Genomic DNA, 18,506 nt, shown 5'->3' with positions numbered 1-18,506 from the left:
CAGCGTTACGGAAGTTCCTGTTCCAGAATGCGGTGCAGATAAGCGCCGTATTCGTTCTTGTTGAGTTTCTCCGCCTGCCGGAGTAACTGTCCGGCGTCGATCCAGCCCTGGGCGTAGGCGATTTCCTCCGGGCAGCAGACCTTGAGCCCCTGGCGTTCCTCGATGGTCTGGATGAACTGGGAGGCCTGCATCAGTGACTCGTGGGTGCCGGTGTCGAGCCAGGCGATGCCGCGGCCGAGGCGTTCCAGGCGCAGTCGTCCTTGCTGCAGATAGCGGCGATTGAGGTCGGTGATCTCCAGCTCGCCCCGGGCCGAGGGTTCGAGGGATTTGGCCAGCTCGCACACCTGGCCGTCGTAGAAGTAGATGCCGGTGACCGCCCAGTGGGAGCGGGGGCGGGCGGGCTTTTCCTCCAGGCCGATCACCCGGCCAGCGTCGTCGAATTCCGCCACCCCGTAGCGTTCGGGGTCCTTGACCCAGTAGCCGAACACGGTGGCTCCCTCGGTGCGTTCGCTGGCGCGCTGGAGTATGTCGGTGAGGCCGTGGCCGTAGAAGATGTTGTCTCCCAGCACCAGACAGCAGGGATCGCCGGCGACGAAGTCCTCGCCGATGACAAAGGCCTGAGCCAGCCCCTCCGGTTTGGGCTGGACCGCATAACGCAGATCGATCCCCCACTGGGTGCCGTCGCCGAGCAGGCGCTGGAACAGGGGGGCGTCGTGGGGGGTGGTGATGACCAGGATGTCGCGGATGCCTGCCAGCATCAGGGTGCCGAGGGGGTAGTAGATCATCGGCTTGTCGTACACCGGCAGCAGTTGCTTGCTGACGGCGTAGGTGAGGGGATGGAGGCGGGTGCCGCTGCCGCCGGCGAGGATGATGCCCCGGCGCGTCATACCGCCACCCCCAGGCGTTCGCGGCGGTAGCTGCCGTCGGTGACCCGCCGGCACCAGTCGCGGTTGGCCAAGTACCAGCGCACCGTCTTCTCGATGCCGCTGTCGAAGGTTTCCCGCGGGCTCCAGCCCAGCTCCCGCTTGATTTTGGAAGCGTCGATGGCGTAGCGCAGGTCGTGGCCGGGGCGGTCGGCGACGAAGGTGACGAGGCGCTCGTGAGGAGCGCCTTCCGGATGCAACCGGTCGAGGATGCGGCAGAGGGTCTGGACCACTTCGATATTCTTCTTCTCGTTGTTGCCGCCGATGTTGTACACCTCACCGGGGCTGCCGGCGGCCAGCACCCGCTCGATGGCGCGGCAGTGATCCTCCACGTAGAGCCAGTCGCGCACGTTGAGCCCCCGGCCGTATACCGGCAGAGGCTTTCCTTCGAGGGCGTTGAGGATCATCAGCGGGATCAGCTTTTCCGGAAACTGGTAGGGACCGTAGTTGTTGGAGCAGTTGGTGGTCAGGGTCGGCAGGCCGTAGGTGTGGTGGTAGGCCCGCACCAGGTGATCGGAACCAGCCTTGGAGGCCGAATAGGGGGAGTTGGGACGGTAGGGGGTCTCCTCGGTGAACTTGCCGGTCTCTCCCAGGGAGCCGTAGACCTCGTCGGTGGAGACGTGCAGAAAGCGAAAGGCCTCCCGTTCGGCGGCCTGAAGTTCCCGCCAGTAGCCGCGGGCCGCCTCCAGCAGCTCGAAGGTGCCGACCACGTTGGTGTGGATGAAATCGCCGGGGGAATCGATGGAGCGGTCCACGTGGCTTTCGGCGGCGAAGTTGACGATCGCCTGGGGGCGGTGCTCGGCCAGCAGCCTGCGGACCAATTCCCGGTCGCCGATGGAACCGTGGACGAAGACGTGGTCGGGGTCGTCCATCACCGGTGCCAGGGTGTCGAGGTTGCCGGCGTAGGTGAGGGCGTCGAGGTTGACGATGCGGGCGCGGCGCTCGCGGATCTGCTTCAAGACGAAGTTGGCACCGATGAAACCAGCGCCGCCGGTCACCAGCCAGGTGGGTCGGGTCATCTGCCTCTCCGGGTCATGAGTCCTTTGGACGGGTTGTAGCCCCAGATGGCCAGGGCCAGGAAAACGAACATGGTAACCAAAGTATAGAGGAAGGCATAGCGGTTGAACTGGCCGTAGAGGGCGAAGCGGATCAGCTCCACCCCCTGGGAGAAGGGATTGTAGCGGGCCAGGGTGGCCAGAAGCGGGCTGGATTCCTGTAGCCGCCACAGGGGATAGAGGGCGGTGGAGAGGAAGAACATGGGGAAGATGACGAAGTTCATCACCCCGGCGAAGTTCTCCAGCTGTTTGATGAACGACGACAGGAACATCCCCAGCGCCCCCAGCATCAGGCCCACCAGCACCAGGGCCGGCAGCACTGCCAGATAACCGACCGGCGGCGGCTGGATGTCGTAAAGATAGGCGATGGCCAGAAACACGTACACCTGCAGGATGGAGACGCAGGTGCTGGCCAGCAGCTTGCTCGACAGCAGATACCAGCGTGGCAGCGGGGCCACCAGCAGGATGCGCATGCTGCCCATCTCGCGGTCGTACACCATCGACAGGGAGCTTTGCATACCGTTGAACAGCAGGATCATCCCCACCAGTCCGGGGGTGATGTATTCCTCGTAGAGGATGTAGGTCTGGTAAGGCGGGGTGACGGCGATCCCCAAGGTGGAACGGAAGCCGGCGGCGAAGATGAACAGCCACACCAGGGGGCGCACCAGAGCGGCGACGAAGCGGCCGCGCTGGTGCAGGAAACGCAGCAACTCGCGGCCGACGATGGCGTTCAGGGCCCGCAGGTAATGGAGCAGACGCATATTATCTCGATTTCTCTTGTTGCCTCTCAGGGAAGGGCTGGGACGACGGCTCCAGGGGCGTACCCGGCCCGGACGGCCGGGTACCGAGCCCCCAGGGAAGGGTTCACGGCGGCCCCTGAGGTCGTCGGCCCAGGCCTTCATGATACCGGCATGACACCATCAGGCCGCCTCCTTCGCCGTCAACACCTCGAACACCTCAGCCAGGGTGGCCACCTCCAGCCGCCGGATCACCTCGGTGACGATGCCGGTGGCGCGCACTTCGCCCCGGTGCAGCACGATCAGGGCGTCGGAGGGTTCCACCTCGTCGATCAGGTGGGTGGCCCACAACACTCCCATGCCCTCGCGGGCCAGGCCGTGAACGTGCTCGACCAGCGCCATGCGGCTGGGAATGTCCAGACCCACGGTAGGTTCGTCCAGCAGCAGCAGGGTGGGGCGGTGGAGCAGGGCGCGGGCGATCTCCACCCGGCGGCGGTAACCGCCGCTGAGGGCCCGGACCTTGGTTTTGAGGTATTGGGTCATCTCCAGCCGCGCCAGTTCGGCGGCGATGCGGCGGTCGGCCTCCCGCCGGCTCAGACCGTGGAGGGCGGCGTGATAGCGCAGGTTCTGCGCCACGGTCAGATCCAGGTCCAGGGTCGGCTGCTGGAACACCACCCCCAGGTGGGCCAGTGCCTGGCACGGCTGCCTGCGGTTGTCGTAGCCGGCGATGCGGATGGCGCCTGTGGGGCTGTCGAACAGCCGGGTGATGAGATTGAACAGGGTGGTCTTGCCGGCGCCGTTGGGCCCCAGCAGGATGGCGCAGCGGCCGGGATCGACGCTGAAAGTGACGTCGTCGAGAGCCTTTTTGGGGCCGTAGGCGAAGCTGACGTGTTCGACTTCGAGGGCGGCTGTGGTCATGGCCGGACCGCCACTCCCCAGGGCCACTGTCCCACCGGAATCGACTTGACCGGTTTGAGCCTGCCGGTGTCGATCACGGTGACGTCGTGGCTGGCGCCGTTGGTGGTGAACAGCCGTTTGCCGTCGCTGGAGAAGGCCAGGTGCCAGACCCGCTTGCCGGTGATGAGGTAATCGACCACCTCCAGCTTCTGGGCGTCGATCACCGCCACCCGATTGGCCGGCCCCAGGGCCACATAGCCGTAGCGGCGCCGGTCATCGACGATCACCCCCACCGGTTGCACCAGGGCCTGGGTGACGCCGGGGATCTGGAAATGGATTTTCTTGACGATTTTCTTGCTTTCGGTGTCGATGACGGTCAGGGTGCTGCCGATCTCGGAGGTGACCCAGAGCTGTTTGGAGTCGGCGGTGAAGGTAGCCGCCCGTGGGCGCGGGTCCACCAGGGTGTTGTGGATGATTTCCAGGCTTTGGGGGTCGATCCAGTGGGCCATGTTGGTGGTTTCCGAGGTGCTCACCACCCACTTGCCGTCGGGGCTGACGGCGATGCCTTCCGGCTCCACTCCCACGGGGATCGTCTTGACCACCTGCGCCGTCTCCAGGTCGATCACGGTGACCTGGTTGTCGTCTTCGTTGGAGACGTACATGCGTTTGCCGTCCGGGGCGATGGCGAAGGTTTCCGGGTCCTCGCCCGAGGGAAGATCGCCGATGACCTTGTAGGTTTCGGCGTCGAGCACCTGGATGGTGTCGTCGTCGCTGGTGGCGACGTAGATTTTCCTGAAATCCGGGCTGAGCTTGATGTCGCGCGGCCGGCGGCCGATCTTGACGGTCTTTTTCAAGGCCAGTGTGTCGCCATCCACCACCGCCAGGGCGTTGTCCTTTTCCAGAGTGACCAGAACCGTGTCGGCGTGGGCCAAGAAGGCGGCGGAGATGCACAGAATGGCGAGCATGATTCGCAGCATGGGATCAATTCCTCACTAAATGGCAGCTAGATTCCCGCTCGTCGTATCCCAGGGTGTCCATTTCATTGACCGGATGCAGGAAGCCCTCCAACGGCGCCACTGCCACCACCGCCCGGGGGCCGGACAGCAGGATCGGCTGGCGCAGCTGGCCGTTCCACTTGCGGAAGGATAGCGGCCGCCCCTTGAAGCCGGCAAGCGCCAGCCGGTCGCTCAGGAGAAATTCCCGGATTTTGGCGAAATCGGCGCTTTGGGTGCGGGTGGTGGCCTCGCCGATGGCCCGCACCGCCAGCCAGGCGGCGTAGTCGCGCGGTTTCATCCAGCGGCCGGCGTGCTCGCGGAAGCGGTTCTGCAGCTGCACCGCGCCCCATTGCTCATGGGCTGGATGCCAGGCGGTGGCCACCAGCCCCTGGGTGCCGGCCACTGGCCGCGGCAGCCAGGTGCGGTAGGGGAAATAGTCGCCGAACAGGCCGGCCTCGTCGGCCACCAGCAGGATGTCGTAATCGACTCCCTGGGTGAAGGTGGCCACCAGGGACTGGGCGGTGCGGCGGGCGTCGAAACCGTAGGTCCAGGGCTTCTCGGCGACGATCTCCAGCCCGAAACGCCTGGCGGTGCGTTTGAGGGCGGCGGCGAAGCGCAGATCCTGCTCACGGGTACCGGGCACTAGGAACCAGTCTTCCCAGCGCTTTTTCTTCAGGTACTGCCCCAGGGCGTCGGCGCGCATGGCGTGGCTGGGGAGGGTGTGGAGGACGTTGGCGCGGCACTGGCGACCCCGCAGGGCGTCGTCGTAGGCGCCGGCATTGTACAATAGAATATTTTCTGCCCCCTCCATGTCCGCCAGGGCCAGCAGATCGGCGGCGGGCAGATTGACGACGACGTGGCGGTAGCCTTCCTTGAGCAGGAAATAGAGCGCCCGTTGCGGGTCCTCGCCCCGGCCGAGCACGGCGCCCAGCAGGCGGAAGCGCTGACCGGTGAAGCGGCCGGTGGTGTTGTCGTCCTCGATGCCCAGTTCCGCCCCCTTGAGGCCGACGTCGGCATAGACCGGCTCCAGGTTGGCGGTGGCGGGGCGGATGTCCTCCGGTTTCTTGCCGAGGAAGGCGATGTGGACGACGGCTTCGGCCTGAACGCCGCAGGCGAGAAGCAGTCCCAGCAGCAGGGTGGCGATCCGCAACATGAATCCAATCCCAGTGAAATGGTAGAGAATTATACCCCATCCCTCCCGCGGGTCTGGCTGCTGTGCGGCCACAAGGCCGGGGACAACGCCCAGCTTCTGGCCCTGGCGCAGGCTCTGGGCTGGCCTTACGAGGTCAAACGCCTGGCCTACCGTCCCTATGAACTGCTGGTGGGGCGCTTTGGGGCCACGCTGGCGGGCATCGACCGGCGCCGCAGCGATCTGCTGGTTCCGCCCTGGCCCGATCTGGTGCTCACCGCCGGCCGCCGCAACGAAGCCGTTGCATTGTGGATTCAAAAGCAGGCCGGCAAGCCGGTGCGGATCGTCCATGTGGGCCGCCCCTGGGCGTCGTTGGCCCGTTTCGATCTCATCGTCACCACGCCGCAGTATCGGCTGCCGGCCCGGGACAACGTCCTGGTCAACACCCTGCCGCTGTACGATCTGGATCGGGCGGTACTGCGGCGGGAGGCCGAGCGCTGGCGTCCCCGTCTGCAGGTGCCGGGGCCGTTCGTCACCGTGCTGCTGGGGGGCGACAGTGGTCCGTATCTGTTCGATACCGCCGCGGCCCGGCAGCTGGCCCGTCAGGTCAGTCAGCTGGCAGCAGCGCAAAGAGCTTCCTTGCTGGTGACCACCAGCGCCCGCACGTCGGCGGAGGCCGTTTCCGCCTTCGAGGCGGCCGTGACGGTGCCGATGCGGCTTCACCGCTACGGCCAGGGCGACAATCCCTACCGGGCTTTTCTGGGACTGGCCGAGGCGGTCGTGGTCACCGGCGACAGCATCTCCATGATCACCGAAGCTTGCGCCAGCGGCCGGCCGGTGTTCCTCTTTCCCTTCGGGTACGGCCGCTGGGCGATGCGCCCGGATGCCCCCATCCTCCCGCGATTGCCGTGGTGGCACCGCCGCCGGCTCAAGGCTTGGCGCAGCGATCTAGCGCTGCGATTGGCGCCGCAGCGCCTGCGCCGGGACATCCGCCCCATGCACCGGGCCCTGATCGACGGCGGTCATGCCGCCTGGCTCGGCGAGACGTTCCGACGGACGCCGCCGTCGCTGCCGGACGAACTGGCGCGGACGGCGGCGCGGGTGAAAGCCCTGCTGGCCTAGGCGGCCTGCTTCTGGGCCGCGCTGTCCCAGCCCAGCGGATGTCCCGGCGGCGGCGCCAGCGGCTCGATGCGTTCGAGGACTTCGAAGGCGTCGTGGCGCACGTGGTTCTGCGCCATCTCGCGGCGGATGTCATCCTCGGTGACCAGGCCGTTTTCCAGGCATTCTTTCACCAGGCCGAAGAAATAGCGCTCGATGTTGGGATCGGGGTGGGGCTTATAGTGGCCGAGGAAAGCATACTCACCGAATAGGTGGCGGCGGGCGCGCAGCAGCAGTCCCCAGAGGTTCTTCTTTTCCGCGGGGCGGAAGTCCACCGGCAGACCGGTCTTCCAGGGTTGGGTCTTGCGCTTGGTGGTGTGGAGCATCTTGGTCTTGGGAGTGAGGCGGTCGAAGTCGTTCCACTCGTCCTCGAACAGCTCGATGAGCTCGCGCGGTTCCAGTTTGAGGCAGATCCAGTCCATGTAGTCGACCTCGAACTCGAACAGCTTGGCGAAGGTTTCCTCCGGCTTCCAGTGGGTCAGCTTGGCGTTGTCGAGCAGCATCACGCTGCTGGCCAGGCACCCCTCCTTGCCCTTCTTGCCGGTGCGGGGACGGCATAGGATGCCGGCGTCGCCCATGTCGCGGCTGAGCAGCTCCCACACGTCGCCGACGGCGAACACGTCGGGATCGACCACCACCGCGCGGCCCTGATAGTTCATCAGTTGCGGCGGCATGAACCGCAGCGGGGTGAAGGACTGCAGATCGTCGTTGAGCCAGACCCGTCTCTGACCGTCGCGCAGATATTCCTGGCCTTCGCGCTGGTGGAGCCAGGGATAATCCTTGTGATGGATGATCTCCACCTCGAACTTGTCGGCGTTGGGGGAGTTGCGCTTCATGCTGTAGGCGGCGACCACAGCACCGAGCCACTGCTTGTGATTGGTGTGAATGAAGACTTTGTGTTCCATGATGTTTCCTCGGCTGGGTGTCGAAACGGAGAGCATAATACCACTTGTTTCGAAGGGTTTAGGGGGTCACCTTGACCGGCCAGCCGCAGCGGCGGATGGCGGCGGCCAGTTCCTCCAGGATTTCCGCCGGCAGCCGCGACAGCCGGGACGCCTGCGGTTGCTGGGAGGGGCGGGCCAGGCCGTACAGGAGAACGCCCTCGAGGGGCAGGCCGCGGCGTTTGGCCTGCGCCAGCAGTTCCAGATAGGCCTGCCGTTCCTGCGGCGGGGGCGGGTGGCCGTCGAGGGCGAACCAGCAGGTCTGGATCCAGACCGGGCACAGGCCGGCCGCCTGTTCCAGCCGATCCAGGATCTGTCGCGGGGAAAGACGGACCTGGTTCACCCGGGCGATGCCGGCGCTCGTCGCCCGGTCGAGCTTGAACCACAGCACGCCTCCGGCCCGGCCCCAGCGCGCGAGCCCACGCTGTACGGCGGGATGGTGAATCCGGCTGCCGTTGCTGATGATGACCCGGGCCAGGCCGAGCAGCGGATAGTCCGCCAGGGTGGTCAGCACGGTGTCGATGGCGGCGCCGAAATCCTTGAGCGTGGTCGGCTCGCCGTTGCCGGAGATGGCGACGTCGCAGATCCGGCGGTGGGACGCAGGCACCTGGAAACGGCGGTAGAAATCGCCGTGGACGATGCTGTCGAGCATGGCCTCAAGTTCGTGCCGCAGGCGGGCGTGGTCCAGCGGAGGCGCGGCGCCGCGTCTGAGTCCGGGGACCTGGCAATAGATGCAGCGCCAGTTGCAGGCGTTGTTGGGATTGAAGTTGATGCCGATGGAGACCCCGCCGGCCCGGCGTGACACCACCGGATAGACGTAGGTGAAGCCGGCGCTGTCGCGGCGGTGGTCGTCGATGCGCAGCGGAACGGCCATCACTCGGGGGTCAGGGGACGGGGGATCGCCTGTTCGTCGATGAAACGCCAGAAATCCAGGTTGCCGTGTTCCTCGAAGGGAACGCGGATGTCGCGCAGCCAGTCACGGCCGACGTTGAGGTGGCCGCGGATCTCGTATTCCAGCCCCTGATGGGTGCCGAGCTGGATCAGTTGCTGCAACAGTGCCGGGGTGCTGACGGTGGCCGCCAGGGTGATGTCGGCGCTGCCGAAGCCGGGAACGTGCACTGCCCGGTTGCTCAGCCCGCGCGCCAGCGGCTGGCCGTTGATGAGCACGTCGGCGGCCACGCCATTGACATCGAAGCCGTACTTGTTGGGGTTGTCGATGCGCAGGGTGACCAGAAACTCCTGGGCCAGGAGATGGCTGCCGCGCAGGTGCACGTCGGTGACCGTGACCCGGGGTTGTTCGAAGGTGGAGAGGTTGGCGCAGGCGGTCAGCCCCAGAAACAGCAGCAGAATGACGAACGGGCGCATGGATGGAGGAAACGCTGACGGTTGATCTGGCGGCATTTTAGCATACCCCCTCAGCCTTCAGCCTTGTCCTCGTGGTCGTAGAGTTCGGCGATCTCCTTGAGCCGGGCGACGGCCCGGCCGTTGATGGAATCGGGCGGATAGTTGCCTTCCGCGTCCGGGGTGCCGGCCGGGCGGCCGATGAGGATCTCCAGGGCCTGATCCACGCAGGTGACCGGATAGAGGTGAAAGCGGCCGGCGGCCACCGCCTCGATCACCTCGTCCTTGAGCACCAGATCGTCGCGGTTGGCCCGGGGGAGAATGATTCCGTGGCTGCCGTCGAGGCCGCGGGCGCGGCAGACCCGGAAGAAACCCTCGATCTTCTCGTTGACGCCGCCCACCGCCTGGACCTCGCCGTATTGGTTGAGGGAACCGGTGACCGCCAGGCACTGGCGGATCGGCAGGTGGGTGAGGGCGGAGATCAGGGCGCTGACCTCCGCCAGGGCGGCGCTGTCGCCGTCGATGTAGCCGTAGGACTGCTCCAGGGCGATATGGGCGGAGATGGCGAAGGGAAATTGCTGGGCGTATTTGGAGCCGAGATAGCCCGACAGGATCATCACCCCCTTGGAGTGGATCGACTGGCCCAGATTGGCCTCGCGCTCGATATCGACGATGCCCTTGGAGCCGGGATAGACGGTGGCGGTGATCCGCGCCGGGGTGCCGAAGCTGAAGGTGCCGGTCTCGAACACCGTCAGGCCGTTGATCTGCCCCACTGCGCTGCCGGCGGTGGCGATGAGCAGGGTGCCGTCGAGGATCTCCTCCAGGATCACTTGCGCCAGCCGCCCCTCGCGTTCCTCCTCGGCGGCGACGGCCCGTTCCACGTGGACGGCGTCGATGTGAGGGGCCGAGTCCCGGGTGCGCCACCACTCCGACTCGGCCAGCAGGTCGCAGACCTCCGCCAGCCGGGCCGAGAGCTTGCGCTGGTTTTCCGCCAGCCGCGAGCTGAAGTTCAGCAGCCGGGTCACCGCAGCGGCGGTGAGCGGGGCGGTTTGCAGTGCCCGGGACTGGTGGGCGAGAAAGCGGGCGAAGGTGCGGACGGTGGCCGGGTCGCGGGGAAAGTCGTCGTCGAAGTCGGCCAGGATCTTGAAAATCTCGCCGAATTCCGGGTCCAGGGACTGAAGCAGCTCGTAATGCGCCCGCTCCCCGATCAGCACCACCTTGACCGCCAGGGGGATCGGTTCGGGGTTGAGGGTGGCCGGCAGCAGGGTGACCGGTTCGTTGAGGGCGCGTTCGATCACCAGCAGGCGGCGGCGCAGGGCCCGCTTCAGGGCCGGCCACACCAGGGGTTCGGCCAGCAGCTTGTCCACCTCCACCAGCAGGTAGCCGCCGTTGGCCTGGTGCAGGGCGCCGGCGTAGATCATGCGGTGGTTGGTTTCGATCACCCCCTGTTCGGCGACGTACTCGATGTGGCCGAAGAGGTTGGGGAAGTTGGGATGGGGTTCGAAGATCACCGGCGCGCCGCCGTCAGCCGCGTGGGTGACCAGCAGGTTGGGCGCGTAGCTTTCCTGCAGCAGGCGGCGCTTGTCGGTCTCGCCCAACTGCTCGTTGCCGAGCTTTTCCTGGGCGGTCTGTTCCAGATCCCGGCGCAGGGTCTGGAAATAGCGTGTCAGCCCTTCGATGTCGCGGTAGCGTTCCTCCAGCGGGTGCAGCAGTGGCTCGATGGCCTGACGGATGACTTCCTGATCGAGACGCCGCTGTTTCTCCGCCGCTTCCCGGCGCCACTGGGGCAGCTCAGCGAGAAGGTCGGCCAGATAGTCCTCCAGCTCGCTGACGGTCCGGTCGAAGGCCTCGCGCTCGGCCTCGGGCATCTGGGCGAACTGGGCGTCGTCCAGGGGGACGCCGTCCTTCAGGGGGGTGAAGGTGATCGAGTCACCGTCACGGAACACGGCGATGTTCTTCTCCAGCGCCCGCCGTTCCACCTGGCGGATCGCCTGGTCGTACTTTTGGTTGAATTCGCGTTCGATGCGGTGGCGGCGGCGCTGGTAGGAAGGGCTTTCGAAGGCCGCCGGGAAGGTGTCCAGCAGCTTGTCGATCAGGTTGTCGATGGCGGCGGCGAATTCCCGGCTGCGGCCGGCGGGCAGGGCGACCGCCAGAGGCTGGCGCGGGTCGTCGAAATTGTTGAGGTATATCCAGTCGTCGGGGGCGGGGCGCCGGCGGGCGGTTTCGCCCGCCAGGGTCCGGGCCAGGGTCAGCCGGCCGCTGCCGGTCTCGCCGGCGACGAAGGCGTGATAACCACCCCGGTCCATGGCGATGGCGAAACGCAGCGCGGTCTCCGCCCGGGTCTGGCCCAGGATGCCTTCCAGGGGCTCCAGCTCGGCGGTGGTGGCGAAATCCAGGTCTGGCCGGGGCGGGCGCAGGGCGTCGGCCGGCAGGGTGGAGTGTTTGGGTGTGGTCATGGAGGCGGATTTCCTTTTCCCGGTATAATGGGCGCCATTTTGCAAATGGCGAATTGGCGCAATGGTGTTCTGGAAAATTATCGCCGCTTTCGTGCAGGGCGTCGATGGCTTCAGCGACTGGCTGGGGCGGACGGTGGCCTGGCTGTCCCTGGGGATGGTCGCGATCACCTTCCTGGTGGTGGTGCTGCGTTACGGCTTCGGGCTCGGCTGGATCGCTCTGCAGGAAAGCGTGGTCTATCTGCATGCGACCCTGTTTCTGCTCGCCGCCGCCTATACCCTGAAGCACGACGCTCACGTGCGCGTCGATATTTTCTACCAGCGCCTGGGGCCGGTGGGGCGGGCCTGGATCGACCTGCTCGGCACCTGGCTGCTGCTGTTGCCGGTGTGCGCCTTCATCGCCTGGATTTCCTGGGATTACGTGGCCGCCGCCTGGGCGGTGAAGGAAGCCTCCCGCGAGGCCGGCGGTCTGCCGGCGGTGTTTCTGCTCAAGAGCCTGATTCCGCTGTTCGCCGTTCTGCTGGCGCTGCAGGGGCTGGCCCAGGGTTTCAAGGCCCTGGCGGTCATCGCCGGGCGGCCGCTGGAGGCGTGAAGCCATGGAACTGAGCGAGCATCATCTGGCGCTGGGGTTGTTCGCGGCGGTCTTCGTCATCCTGTTGAGCGGTTATCCGGTGGCCTTCGCCCTAGGCGGCACGGCACTGGCCTTCGCCGCGCTCGGCACCTGGCTGGATCTGTTCGACACCACCTTCCTCGAAGCCCTGCCCAACCGCCTCTACGGCATCATGACCAACGAGACCCTGATGGCGGTGCCTCTGTTCGTGTTCATGGGGGTGGTGCTGGAGCGGGCCCGGATCGCCGAGGCGCTGCTCGATACCTTGGCGGCCCTGTTCGGGCGCCTGCGTGGCGGGTTGGGCATCGCCGTCACCTTGGTGGGGATGCTGATGGCCGCCAGCACCGGCATCGTCGGCGCCACGGTGGTGACCATGGGGTTGCTGTCGTTGCCGACGATGCTCAAGCGCGGTTACCATCCTGCCCTGGCCTGCGGCACCATCTGCGCCTCCGGCACCCTGGGGCAGATCATCCCCCCTTCCATCGTGCTGGTGCTGCTGGGGGACGTGATCTCCTCCGCCTACAGCCAAGCCCAGTTGGAGATGGGGGTGTTCGCCCCCAGGACCGTATCGGTGGGGGACCTGTTCGCCGGCGCCCTGCTGCCGGGGTTGGTGCTGGTGGGGCTGTATCTGGCGTTCATCGTCGCCGTCGCCTGGTTCAAACCGCAGTGGATGCCGCCCCGGCCGGACGGTTCGCAGGACGGCCGCCTGCTGGCGCGGGTGTTGCGGGGCATGTTGCCGCCGCTGGTGCTGATCGTGCTGGTGCTCGGCTCGATTCTCGGCGGGCTGGCGACCCCCACCGAAGCGGCCGCTGTCGGTGCCGTGGGCGCGCTGGGGCTGGCGTTGCTGCGGCGGGAGCTAGATTCGACCCGGCTGCGCGAAGTGATGCAAAGCACCGCCCGGGTCAGTAGCATGGTGTTTCTGATCCTGATCGGTGCGGCCCTGTTCTCCCTGGTGTTCCGCGGTTTCTACGGCGACGAGATGGTGGTGGAATGGCTCACCGAACTCCCCGGCGGGGCCTTCGGCGCCATGGTGGTGGTGATGGCGGTGATGTTCGCCCTGGGTTTCGTTCTCGATTTCATCGAGATCACCTTCGTGGTGGTGCCTATCGTCGGCCCAGTGCTGCTGACCCTGGGGCTGGACCCGGTGTGGCTCGGGGTGATGATCGCCCTCAACCTTCAGACCTCGTTCCTGACGCCGCCTTTCGGCTTCTCCCTGTTCTATCTGCGCGGGGTGGCGCCGCCGGCGGTGAAGACCGGTCAAATCTATCTGGGGGTGATGCCTTTCATCGCCCTGCAGCTGCTGCTGCTGGCCGGTCTGGCCCTGTGGCCGGCGCTGGCCACCTGGCTGCCGCAACAACTTTACGGAAACTGAGATGCGTATCGCTACGTTGACGCTCATCTGCCTCATCGGCCTGGCCGCCTGCGGTCAGAAAGGCCCGTTGTATCTTCCCGAACCGGAACCCAAGCAGGAGGAATCTCCCTGAATGGACTTTTTCGACTACCGCGACGGTGAGCTGTACGCCGAGGACGTGCCGGTCGCCGCCATCGCCGCCGCGCACGGCACCCCGGCCTACGTCTATTCCCGCGCCACTCTGGAGCGACACTGGCGCGCCTTCGACGCCGCCTTCGGTGACCATCCCCATCTGATCTGCTATGCGGTCAAGGCCAATTCCAACCTGGCGGTGCTCAATCTGCTCGCCCGCCTCGGTTCCGGTTTCGACATCGTCTCGGTGGGGGAGCTGGAGCGGGTGCTCAGGGCCGGGGGCGATCCGGCCAAGGTGGTGTTCTCCGGCGTCGGCAAGCGCGAGGACGAGCTGCGCCGGGCCCTGGAGGTGGGCATTCGCTGCTTCAACGTCGAGGTGCCGCAGGAGCTGGACCGTCTGGAACGACTGGCGAAGGAGATGGGGGTCAGGGCGCCGGTGTCGCTGCGGGTCAATCCCGATGTGGACGCCCGCACCCATCCCTACATCGCCACCGGGCTGAAAGAGAACAAGTTCGGCATCGACGTGGCCGAAGCGCTGGATCTGTACCGCCGCATCGCCGACTCGTCCCATCTGGAGGTCGAAGGCATCGACTGTCACATCGGTTCCCAGCTGACCCAGGTCGAACCGTTCCTCGACGCCCTCGACCGGGTCCTGGAGCTGGCCGAAGGTCTGGCGGTCGAAGGCGTCACCCTGCGCCATCTCGATCTGGGCGGCGGTCTGGGCATCCGTTACCGCGACGAAAACCCGCCGCTGCCGGCGGAATACGTTGCCGCTCTGCTGGACCGGCTCGGCGGCCGCGGCTGGGAGATCCTGCTGGAGCCGGGGCGGGCCATCGCCGGCAACGCCGGTATCCTGGTGACCCGGGTGGAGTATCTCAAGCGCACCTCGGCCAAGTGGTTCGCCATCGTCGATGCCGCCATGAACGATCTACTGCGCCCGGCGCTGTACGATGCCTGGCAGGAGATCGTGCCGGTGCGCCCCCGCAGGGAGGCGCCAGTGCGGGAATACGACATCGTCGGGCCGGTGTGCGAAACCGGCGATTTCCTCGGCCGCGGCCGCCGCCTGGCCCTGAGCGAAGGCGATCTGCTTGCGGTTCGCTCCGCCGGGGCCTATGGTTTTACCATGAGCTCCAATTACAATTCCCGGCCACGGCCGCCGGAAATCCTGGTCGATGGCGACCGGGTCCATCTGGCGCGGCGGCGGGAGACGCTGGAAGACTTGTGGCGCGGAGAGCAGGTGCTGCCGTGAAGCTGAAATTCACCAAGATGCACGGCCTTGGCAACGATTTCGTGGTCATCGATGCCGTCAGCCGGCCCGTCGCTCTCGATGTCGCCGCGATACGCCGGCTGGCGGACCGCCATTTCGGTGTCGGCTGCGATCAGGTGCTGGTCGTGGAACCGCCCCCCGGCCCGGAAGCCGATTTCCGCTACCGGATTTTCAACGCCGACGGCTCCGAGGTGGCCCAGTGCGGCAACGGGGCCCGCTGTTTCGCCCGTTTCGTGCGCGAAAAGGGGCTGATCGACCGGGACGTGATCCGGGTGGTGACCGCCGCAGGATCGATGACGCTGACGCTGGTGGGCGAGGATCGGGTCCGGGTCAACATGGGGGTGCCGAACTTCGACCCGGCGACGATTCCTCTGGCGGTGCACGAGGAGATGCCGGAATATCAGGTTTCCGTCGCCGGTCACGACGTGATCTTCGGGGCGGTTTCCCTGGGAAATCCCCATGCGGTGATCGTGGTCCCGTCGGTGGAAAAGGCGCCGGTGGCGGCCGTGGGAGCGGCGTTGCAGCGGCATCCCCTGTTTCCCGAGCGGGTCAACGTGGGTTTCATGGAAATCGTCTCCCCGGGGGAAGTCAGGCTGCGGGTGTACGAACGCGGCAGCGGGGAAACCCTGGCCTGTGGCAGCGGCGCCTGCGCCGCCGCCGTGGTCGGCATCGACCAGGGGCGGTTGCGTTCGCCGGTCACGGTGGCCCTGCCCGGCGGGGAATTGACGGTCGAGTGGCGGGGTCGGGGAGAACCGGTCTGGATGACGGGGCCGGCGGAATCTGTCTTCGAGGGTGAAATCGAATTATGACCCGGGAACCGTGTGAGCCGTTGCCTGGCGACCGGTTGAGGGATACCGAGATCGCAGCCTGGCTGCTCGACCATCCGGCGTTTTTCGTCGAGCACGAATGGCTGCTGGAGCATTTGAGCATTCCCCACGATTGCGGTGAGGCGGTGTCCTTGATCGAGCGTCAGGTGGCGTTGCTGCGCCAGACCAATCAGGAACTGTGCCGTCAGATCGAGCGTCTGGTGCACGTGGCGCGTTTCAACGACGCCCTGTTGGGACACATGCACGCGCTCACCTTGGCGCTGCTGCAGACAAACGACGTAACCGAAACCATCGCCACGGTGGAGGCCGCCCTGCGGGAGCATTTCGGCGTCGAATGGGTGACGCTGCGGGTGCTGACCGCGCGTGAGGCTGCCTGCCAGGTCGAGGTGTTCGCAGGCCCGCAGGAGGTGTCCGCCTTTGCGGCATTGCAACGTCATCGGGAGGTTTACGTCGGCCCCCCGGACGAACGCGAGCTGTCTTTGTTGTTCCCGAAGCAGACGACGATCCGTTCTTGGGCCCTGGTGCCGTTCGACCAGCCTCTGTTCCAGGGGGTGCTTGCCCTCGGCAGCCGGGACGCGGACCGTTTCCACCCGGATCTGGGACGGGTGTTCCTGACCCGCCTGGGGGAACTGATCGGCACCCGTTTGAATGCGCTGCTGCAGGCTCGGGTTGCGCCATGACCCCGGCGCTGGAGGCGGCGCTCGATGCCTATCTGCGGCAGTTGCGCGATCAGCGCCGGGTTTCCCCTCATACCCTGGACGCCTACCGCCGCGATCTGACCCGGATCGCCTGCTTTTTCCAGGCACGCGGAGTGATGGACTGGGGGCAAGTGGACGAGACCGCGATCCGCTTGTATTTGCGTCAGCGCCATGAGGCCGGCGCGGGGCCCGCCACCTTGCAGCGGGAGCTGTCGGCCCTGCGCGGCCTGCTGAACCATCTGCTGCGGTTGCGGCGGCTCGAAGCCAATCCGGCAGAGCGGGTTCGGGCGCCCAAAAAGGCGCGCAAACTGCCCGAGGTATTGTCGGTGGATGAGGTTGCGGCATTGGTCGAGGCCGAAGCGGTCACCCCGCTGGAGCGCCGTGACCGGGCGATGTGGGAGCTGTTCTACTCCTCCGGCCTGCGCCTGGGGGAATTGGCGGCGCTCGACTGTGGCGATCTGGATCTGGCCGGAGGCGAGGTACGGGTGCGGCACGGCAAGGGCGGCAAGGAGCGGCTGGTGCCGGTCGGCCACTGTGCCCGTCGGGCGTTGCAGCATTGGTTGGGGATCCGGCCGCGGCTGGCGGCGGCGGACGAGGCGGCGTTGTTCGTCAACCGTTTCGGCCGGCGTCTGGGACGTCGGGGAGTCCAGCAGCGGTTGGCCCAGTGGGGCCGGCGTCTGGGTTTTCAGCAGCCGCTTCATCCTCATCTGCTGCGCCACAGCTTCGCCAGCCATCTGCTCGAAACCAGTGGGGATTTGCGTGCGGTTCAGGAGCTGTTGGGGCATGCCGACATCGCCACCACCCAGATCTACACGCATCTGGATTTCCAGCACCTGGCTTCGGTTTACGATAACGCCCATCCGCGAGCAAAACGGCGCAATTGACGGTCCAAATTTGCTAATCTATCCATCATTTGATTGATGAGGTTCCTGTGATGGTTTCGCCACACGCATCCACAGAATCCGAAGCACCTCTCGAAGCGGAGGAAGTCCTCGACGCCGAGGCCGAGGAGGCGCAGCGCAAGCGGCGCATCTGGACCCTGGTCGGCATTGTTGCTTCGATCTTGTTGCTGTTTACGGGGCTGGGTTGGTATTGGACCCTGCAGTGTTACAGTCCCGAAACCTACGACGTGACCGAGATTGCGCTCAAGGAAACCGGACTGACCGATCCCAAGAAGCTTCCTCTGGGGGCCAGGACCACGGCAGTGCTGATTCACAACATGGATTACCTGCTGCACAAGCCGGGCGGTTATCTCAGCAACGACGTCACCCCGCCGAGCATCTTCCTCGACAACATGCCCAACTGGGAGTTCGGCGTCGTGGTCGCCTCCCGCGACCTGGCCACTGCCCTCCGCAACCATCTCTCCCGTGCCCAGTCCCAGTCCCAGGAGGACAAGGATCTGGCCGTCGGCGAACCCTACTATTACTTCGAAACCGATTCCTGGATTCTGCCGGCGACCGAAAACCAGTATCAAAAAGGGATCGATGCCTTCCGGCGTTATCTCGCCCGGCTGAGGGAGGGCAAGGCGCCCTTCTATCCCCGCGCCGACAACCTGACCCAGTACGTGATGATTCTGGAAAAGCGCCTCGGGAGCTACACCCAGCGCCTGAGCGCGAGCAGCTCGGTCCACCAGGAAACCGCGCTCATCGTACGCGGCAAGCCCTCCACTGCCTTCAAGCCGATGGAACGGACCCCGTGGCTGCTGGTGGACGACAACTTCTACGAAGCCCGCGGTTATGCTTGGGCCCTGCTTCACGTTATGGAGGCGATCGAAAACGACTTCCACAATATTCTCAAGATGAAAGCAGCGGAAACGCCGGTGCATCAGATCATCCGCGAGCTGGAGGCGACCCAGGCGCCGATTCTCAGCCCGGTGGTCCTCAATGGCAGCGGATTCGGCATTTTCGCCAATTATTCGCTGACGCTGGCGACCTATATCGCCCACGCCAACGCGGCTCTCATCGACCTGCGCGACCTGTTGAGCATCTAACC

At 66.0% G+C, this 18,506-nt stretch carries 19 protein-coding genes; 9 read left to right on the top strand and 10 right to left on the bottom strand.

Going from position 1 to position 18,506, the window contains the following annotated elements:
- Positions 1–5 precede the first annotated feature (5 nt).
- The 6 genes from rfbA to MIN45_RS11950 all read right to left on the bottom strand — a co-directional run bounded on the left by rfbA (position 6) and on the right by MIN45_RS11950 (position 5,760).
- The gene (gene rfbA / locus MIN45_RS11975; protein WP_286292515.1) at positions 6–887 is read right to left on the bottom strand and encodes a glucose-1-phosphate thymidylyltransferase RfbA; all 882 of its coding nucleotides are present in this window, start codon (positions 885–887) and stop codon (positions 6–8) included.
- Positions 884–1,942 carry a dTDP-glucose 4,6-dehydratase gene (gene rfbB, locus MIN45_RS11970; RefSeq protein ID WP_286292513.1) on the bottom strand — a complete coding sequence of 353 codons (1,059 nt, stop codon included), beginning with the start codon at positions 1,940–1,942 and terminating at the stop codon, positions 884–886. The genes rfbA and rfbB overlap by 4 nt, the downstream gene beginning before the upstream one ends.
- Entirely contained in the window at positions 1,939–2,739 is an 801-nt protein-coding gene (locus MIN45_RS11965) for an ABC transporter permease (protein WP_286292512.1), read from the bottom strand. The genes rfbB and MIN45_RS11965 overlap by 4 nt, the downstream gene beginning before the upstream one ends.
- 159 nt (positions 2,740–2,898) lie before the next feature.
- Positions 2,899–3,633, bottom strand: a complete 735-nt coding sequence (locus MIN45_RS11960) for an ABC transporter ATP-binding protein (RefSeq protein WP_286292510.1) — start codon at positions 3,631–3,633, stop codon at positions 2,899–2,901.
- Positions 3,630–4,589, bottom strand: a complete 960-nt coding sequence (locus MIN45_RS11955) for a PQQ-dependent catabolism-associated beta-propeller protein (protein ID WP_286292509.1) — start codon at positions 4,587–4,589, stop codon at positions 3,630–3,632. Before MIN45_RS11955 ends, MIN45_RS11960 begins: the two co-directional genes overlap by 4 nt.
- Before the next feature lie 4 nt (positions 4,590–4,593).
- A complete protein-coding gene (locus tag MIN45_RS11950; RefSeq protein WP_286292508.1) occupies positions 4,594–5,760 on the bottom strand; it encodes an ABC transporter substrate-binding protein in 1,167 nt (388 codons plus the stop codon).
- Between MIN45_RS11950 and MIN45_RS11945 the strand changes: the two genes are divergently transcribed.
- Entirely contained in the window at positions 5,689–6,858 is a 1,170-nt protein-coding gene (locus MIN45_RS11945) for a mitochondrial fission ELM1 family protein (RefSeq protein WP_286292507.1), read from the top strand. The genes MIN45_RS11950 and MIN45_RS11945 overlap by 72 nt on opposite strands.
- On the opposite strand, the gene MIN45_RS11940 is transcribed toward MIN45_RS11945, so the two are convergent.
- From MIN45_RS11940 to MIN45_RS11925, 4 genes are read right to left on the bottom strand one after another with little or no spacing between them, the layout of a single operon-like run.
- The gene (locus MIN45_RS11940) at positions 6,855–7,799 is read right to left on the bottom strand and encodes a hypothetical protein (protein WP_286292506.1); all 945 of its coding nucleotides are present in this window, start codon (positions 7,797–7,799) and stop codon (positions 6,855–6,857) included. The genes MIN45_RS11945 and MIN45_RS11940 overlap by 4 nt on opposite strands.
- Positions 7,800–7,857: 58 nt before the next feature.
- Positions 7,858–8,709, bottom strand: coding sequence for a radical SAM protein (locus tag MIN45_RS11935; RefSeq protein WP_286292505.1), 852 nt, complete (start codon positions 8,707–8,709; stop codon positions 7,858–7,860).
- Complete coding sequence (locus MIN45_RS11930; protein ID WP_286292504.1) at positions 8,709–9,200, bottom strand: LEA/WHy family protein; 492 nt, start codon at positions 9,198–9,200, stop codon at positions 8,709–8,711. The genes MIN45_RS11935 and MIN45_RS11930 overlap by 1 nt, the downstream gene beginning before the upstream one ends.
- Positions 9,201–9,250: 50 nt before the next feature.
- Positions 9,251–11,632 (bottom strand): Lon protease family protein, encoded by a 2,382-nt coding sequence (locus MIN45_RS11925; protein ID WP_286292502.1) that lies wholly within the window; start codon positions 11,630–11,632, stop codon positions 9,251–9,253.
- 64 nt (positions 11,633–11,696) lie between these two features.
- Between MIN45_RS11925 and MIN45_RS11920 the strand changes: the two genes are divergently transcribed.
- From MIN45_RS11920 to MIN45_RS11885, 8 genes are read left to right on the top strand one after another with little or no spacing between them, the layout of a single operon-like run.
- Positions 11,697–12,221: a TRAP transporter small permease subunit gene (locus MIN45_RS11920; RefSeq protein WP_286292501.1), complete on the top strand. Its 525-nt coding sequence runs from the start codon at positions 11,697–11,699 to the stop codon at positions 12,219–12,221.
- A gap of 4 nt (positions 12,222–12,225) precedes the next feature.
- The gene (locus MIN45_RS11915; protein ID WP_286292500.1) at positions 12,226–13,611 is read left to right on the top strand and encodes a TRAP transporter large permease; all 1,386 of its coding nucleotides are present in this window, start codon (positions 12,226–12,228) and stop codon (positions 13,609–13,611) included.
- A 1-nt stretch (position 13,612) separates the two neighbouring features.
- A complete protein-coding gene (gene lptM, locus MIN45_RS11910; protein ID WP_286292498.1) occupies positions 13,613–13,723 on the top strand; it encodes an LPS translocon maturation chaperone LptM in 111 nt (36 codons plus the stop codon).
- Entirely contained in the window at positions 13,724–14,971 is a 1,248-nt protein-coding gene (gene lysA / locus MIN45_RS11905; protein WP_286292497.1) for a diaminopimelate decarboxylase, read from the top strand. It begins immediately after the preceding gene.
- Positions 14,972–14,988: 17 nt separating this feature from the next.
- Positions 14,989–15,798: a diaminopimelate epimerase gene (gene dapF / locus MIN45_RS11900; RefSeq protein WP_422732692.1), complete on the top strand. Its 810-nt coding sequence runs from the start codon at positions 14,989–14,991 to the stop codon at positions 15,796–15,798.
- The gene (locus tag MIN45_RS11895) at positions 15,795–16,496 is read left to right on the top strand and encodes a DUF484 family protein (RefSeq protein ID WP_286292496.1); all 702 of its coding nucleotides are present in this window, start codon (positions 15,795–15,797) and stop codon (positions 16,494–16,496) included. Before dapF ends, MIN45_RS11895 begins: the two co-directional genes overlap by 4 nt.
- Positions 16,493–17,398 carry a tyrosine recombinase XerC gene (xerC, locus tag MIN45_RS11890; RefSeq protein WP_286292494.1) on the top strand — a complete coding sequence of 302 codons (906 nt, stop codon included), beginning with the start codon at positions 16,493–16,495 and terminating at the stop codon, positions 17,396–17,398. Before MIN45_RS11895 ends, xerC begins: the two co-directional genes overlap by 4 nt.
- 50 nt (positions 17,399–17,448) lie before the next feature.
- Positions 17,449–18,504 (top strand): DUF2333 family protein, encoded by a 1,056-nt coding sequence (locus tag MIN45_RS11885; protein WP_286292493.1) that lies wholly within the window; start codon positions 17,449–17,451, stop codon positions 18,502–18,504.
- Positions 18,505–18,506 lie beyond the last annotated feature (2 nt).

It is taken from the genome of Methylomarinovum tepidoasis, assembly GCF_030294985.1.
GTDB classification, from domain to species: Bacteria; Pseudomonadota; Gammaproteobacteria; order Methylococcales; family Methylothermaceae; genus Methylohalobius; species Methylohalobius tepidoasis.
This window is presented reverse-complemented; position numbering and strand designations above follow the sequence as displayed.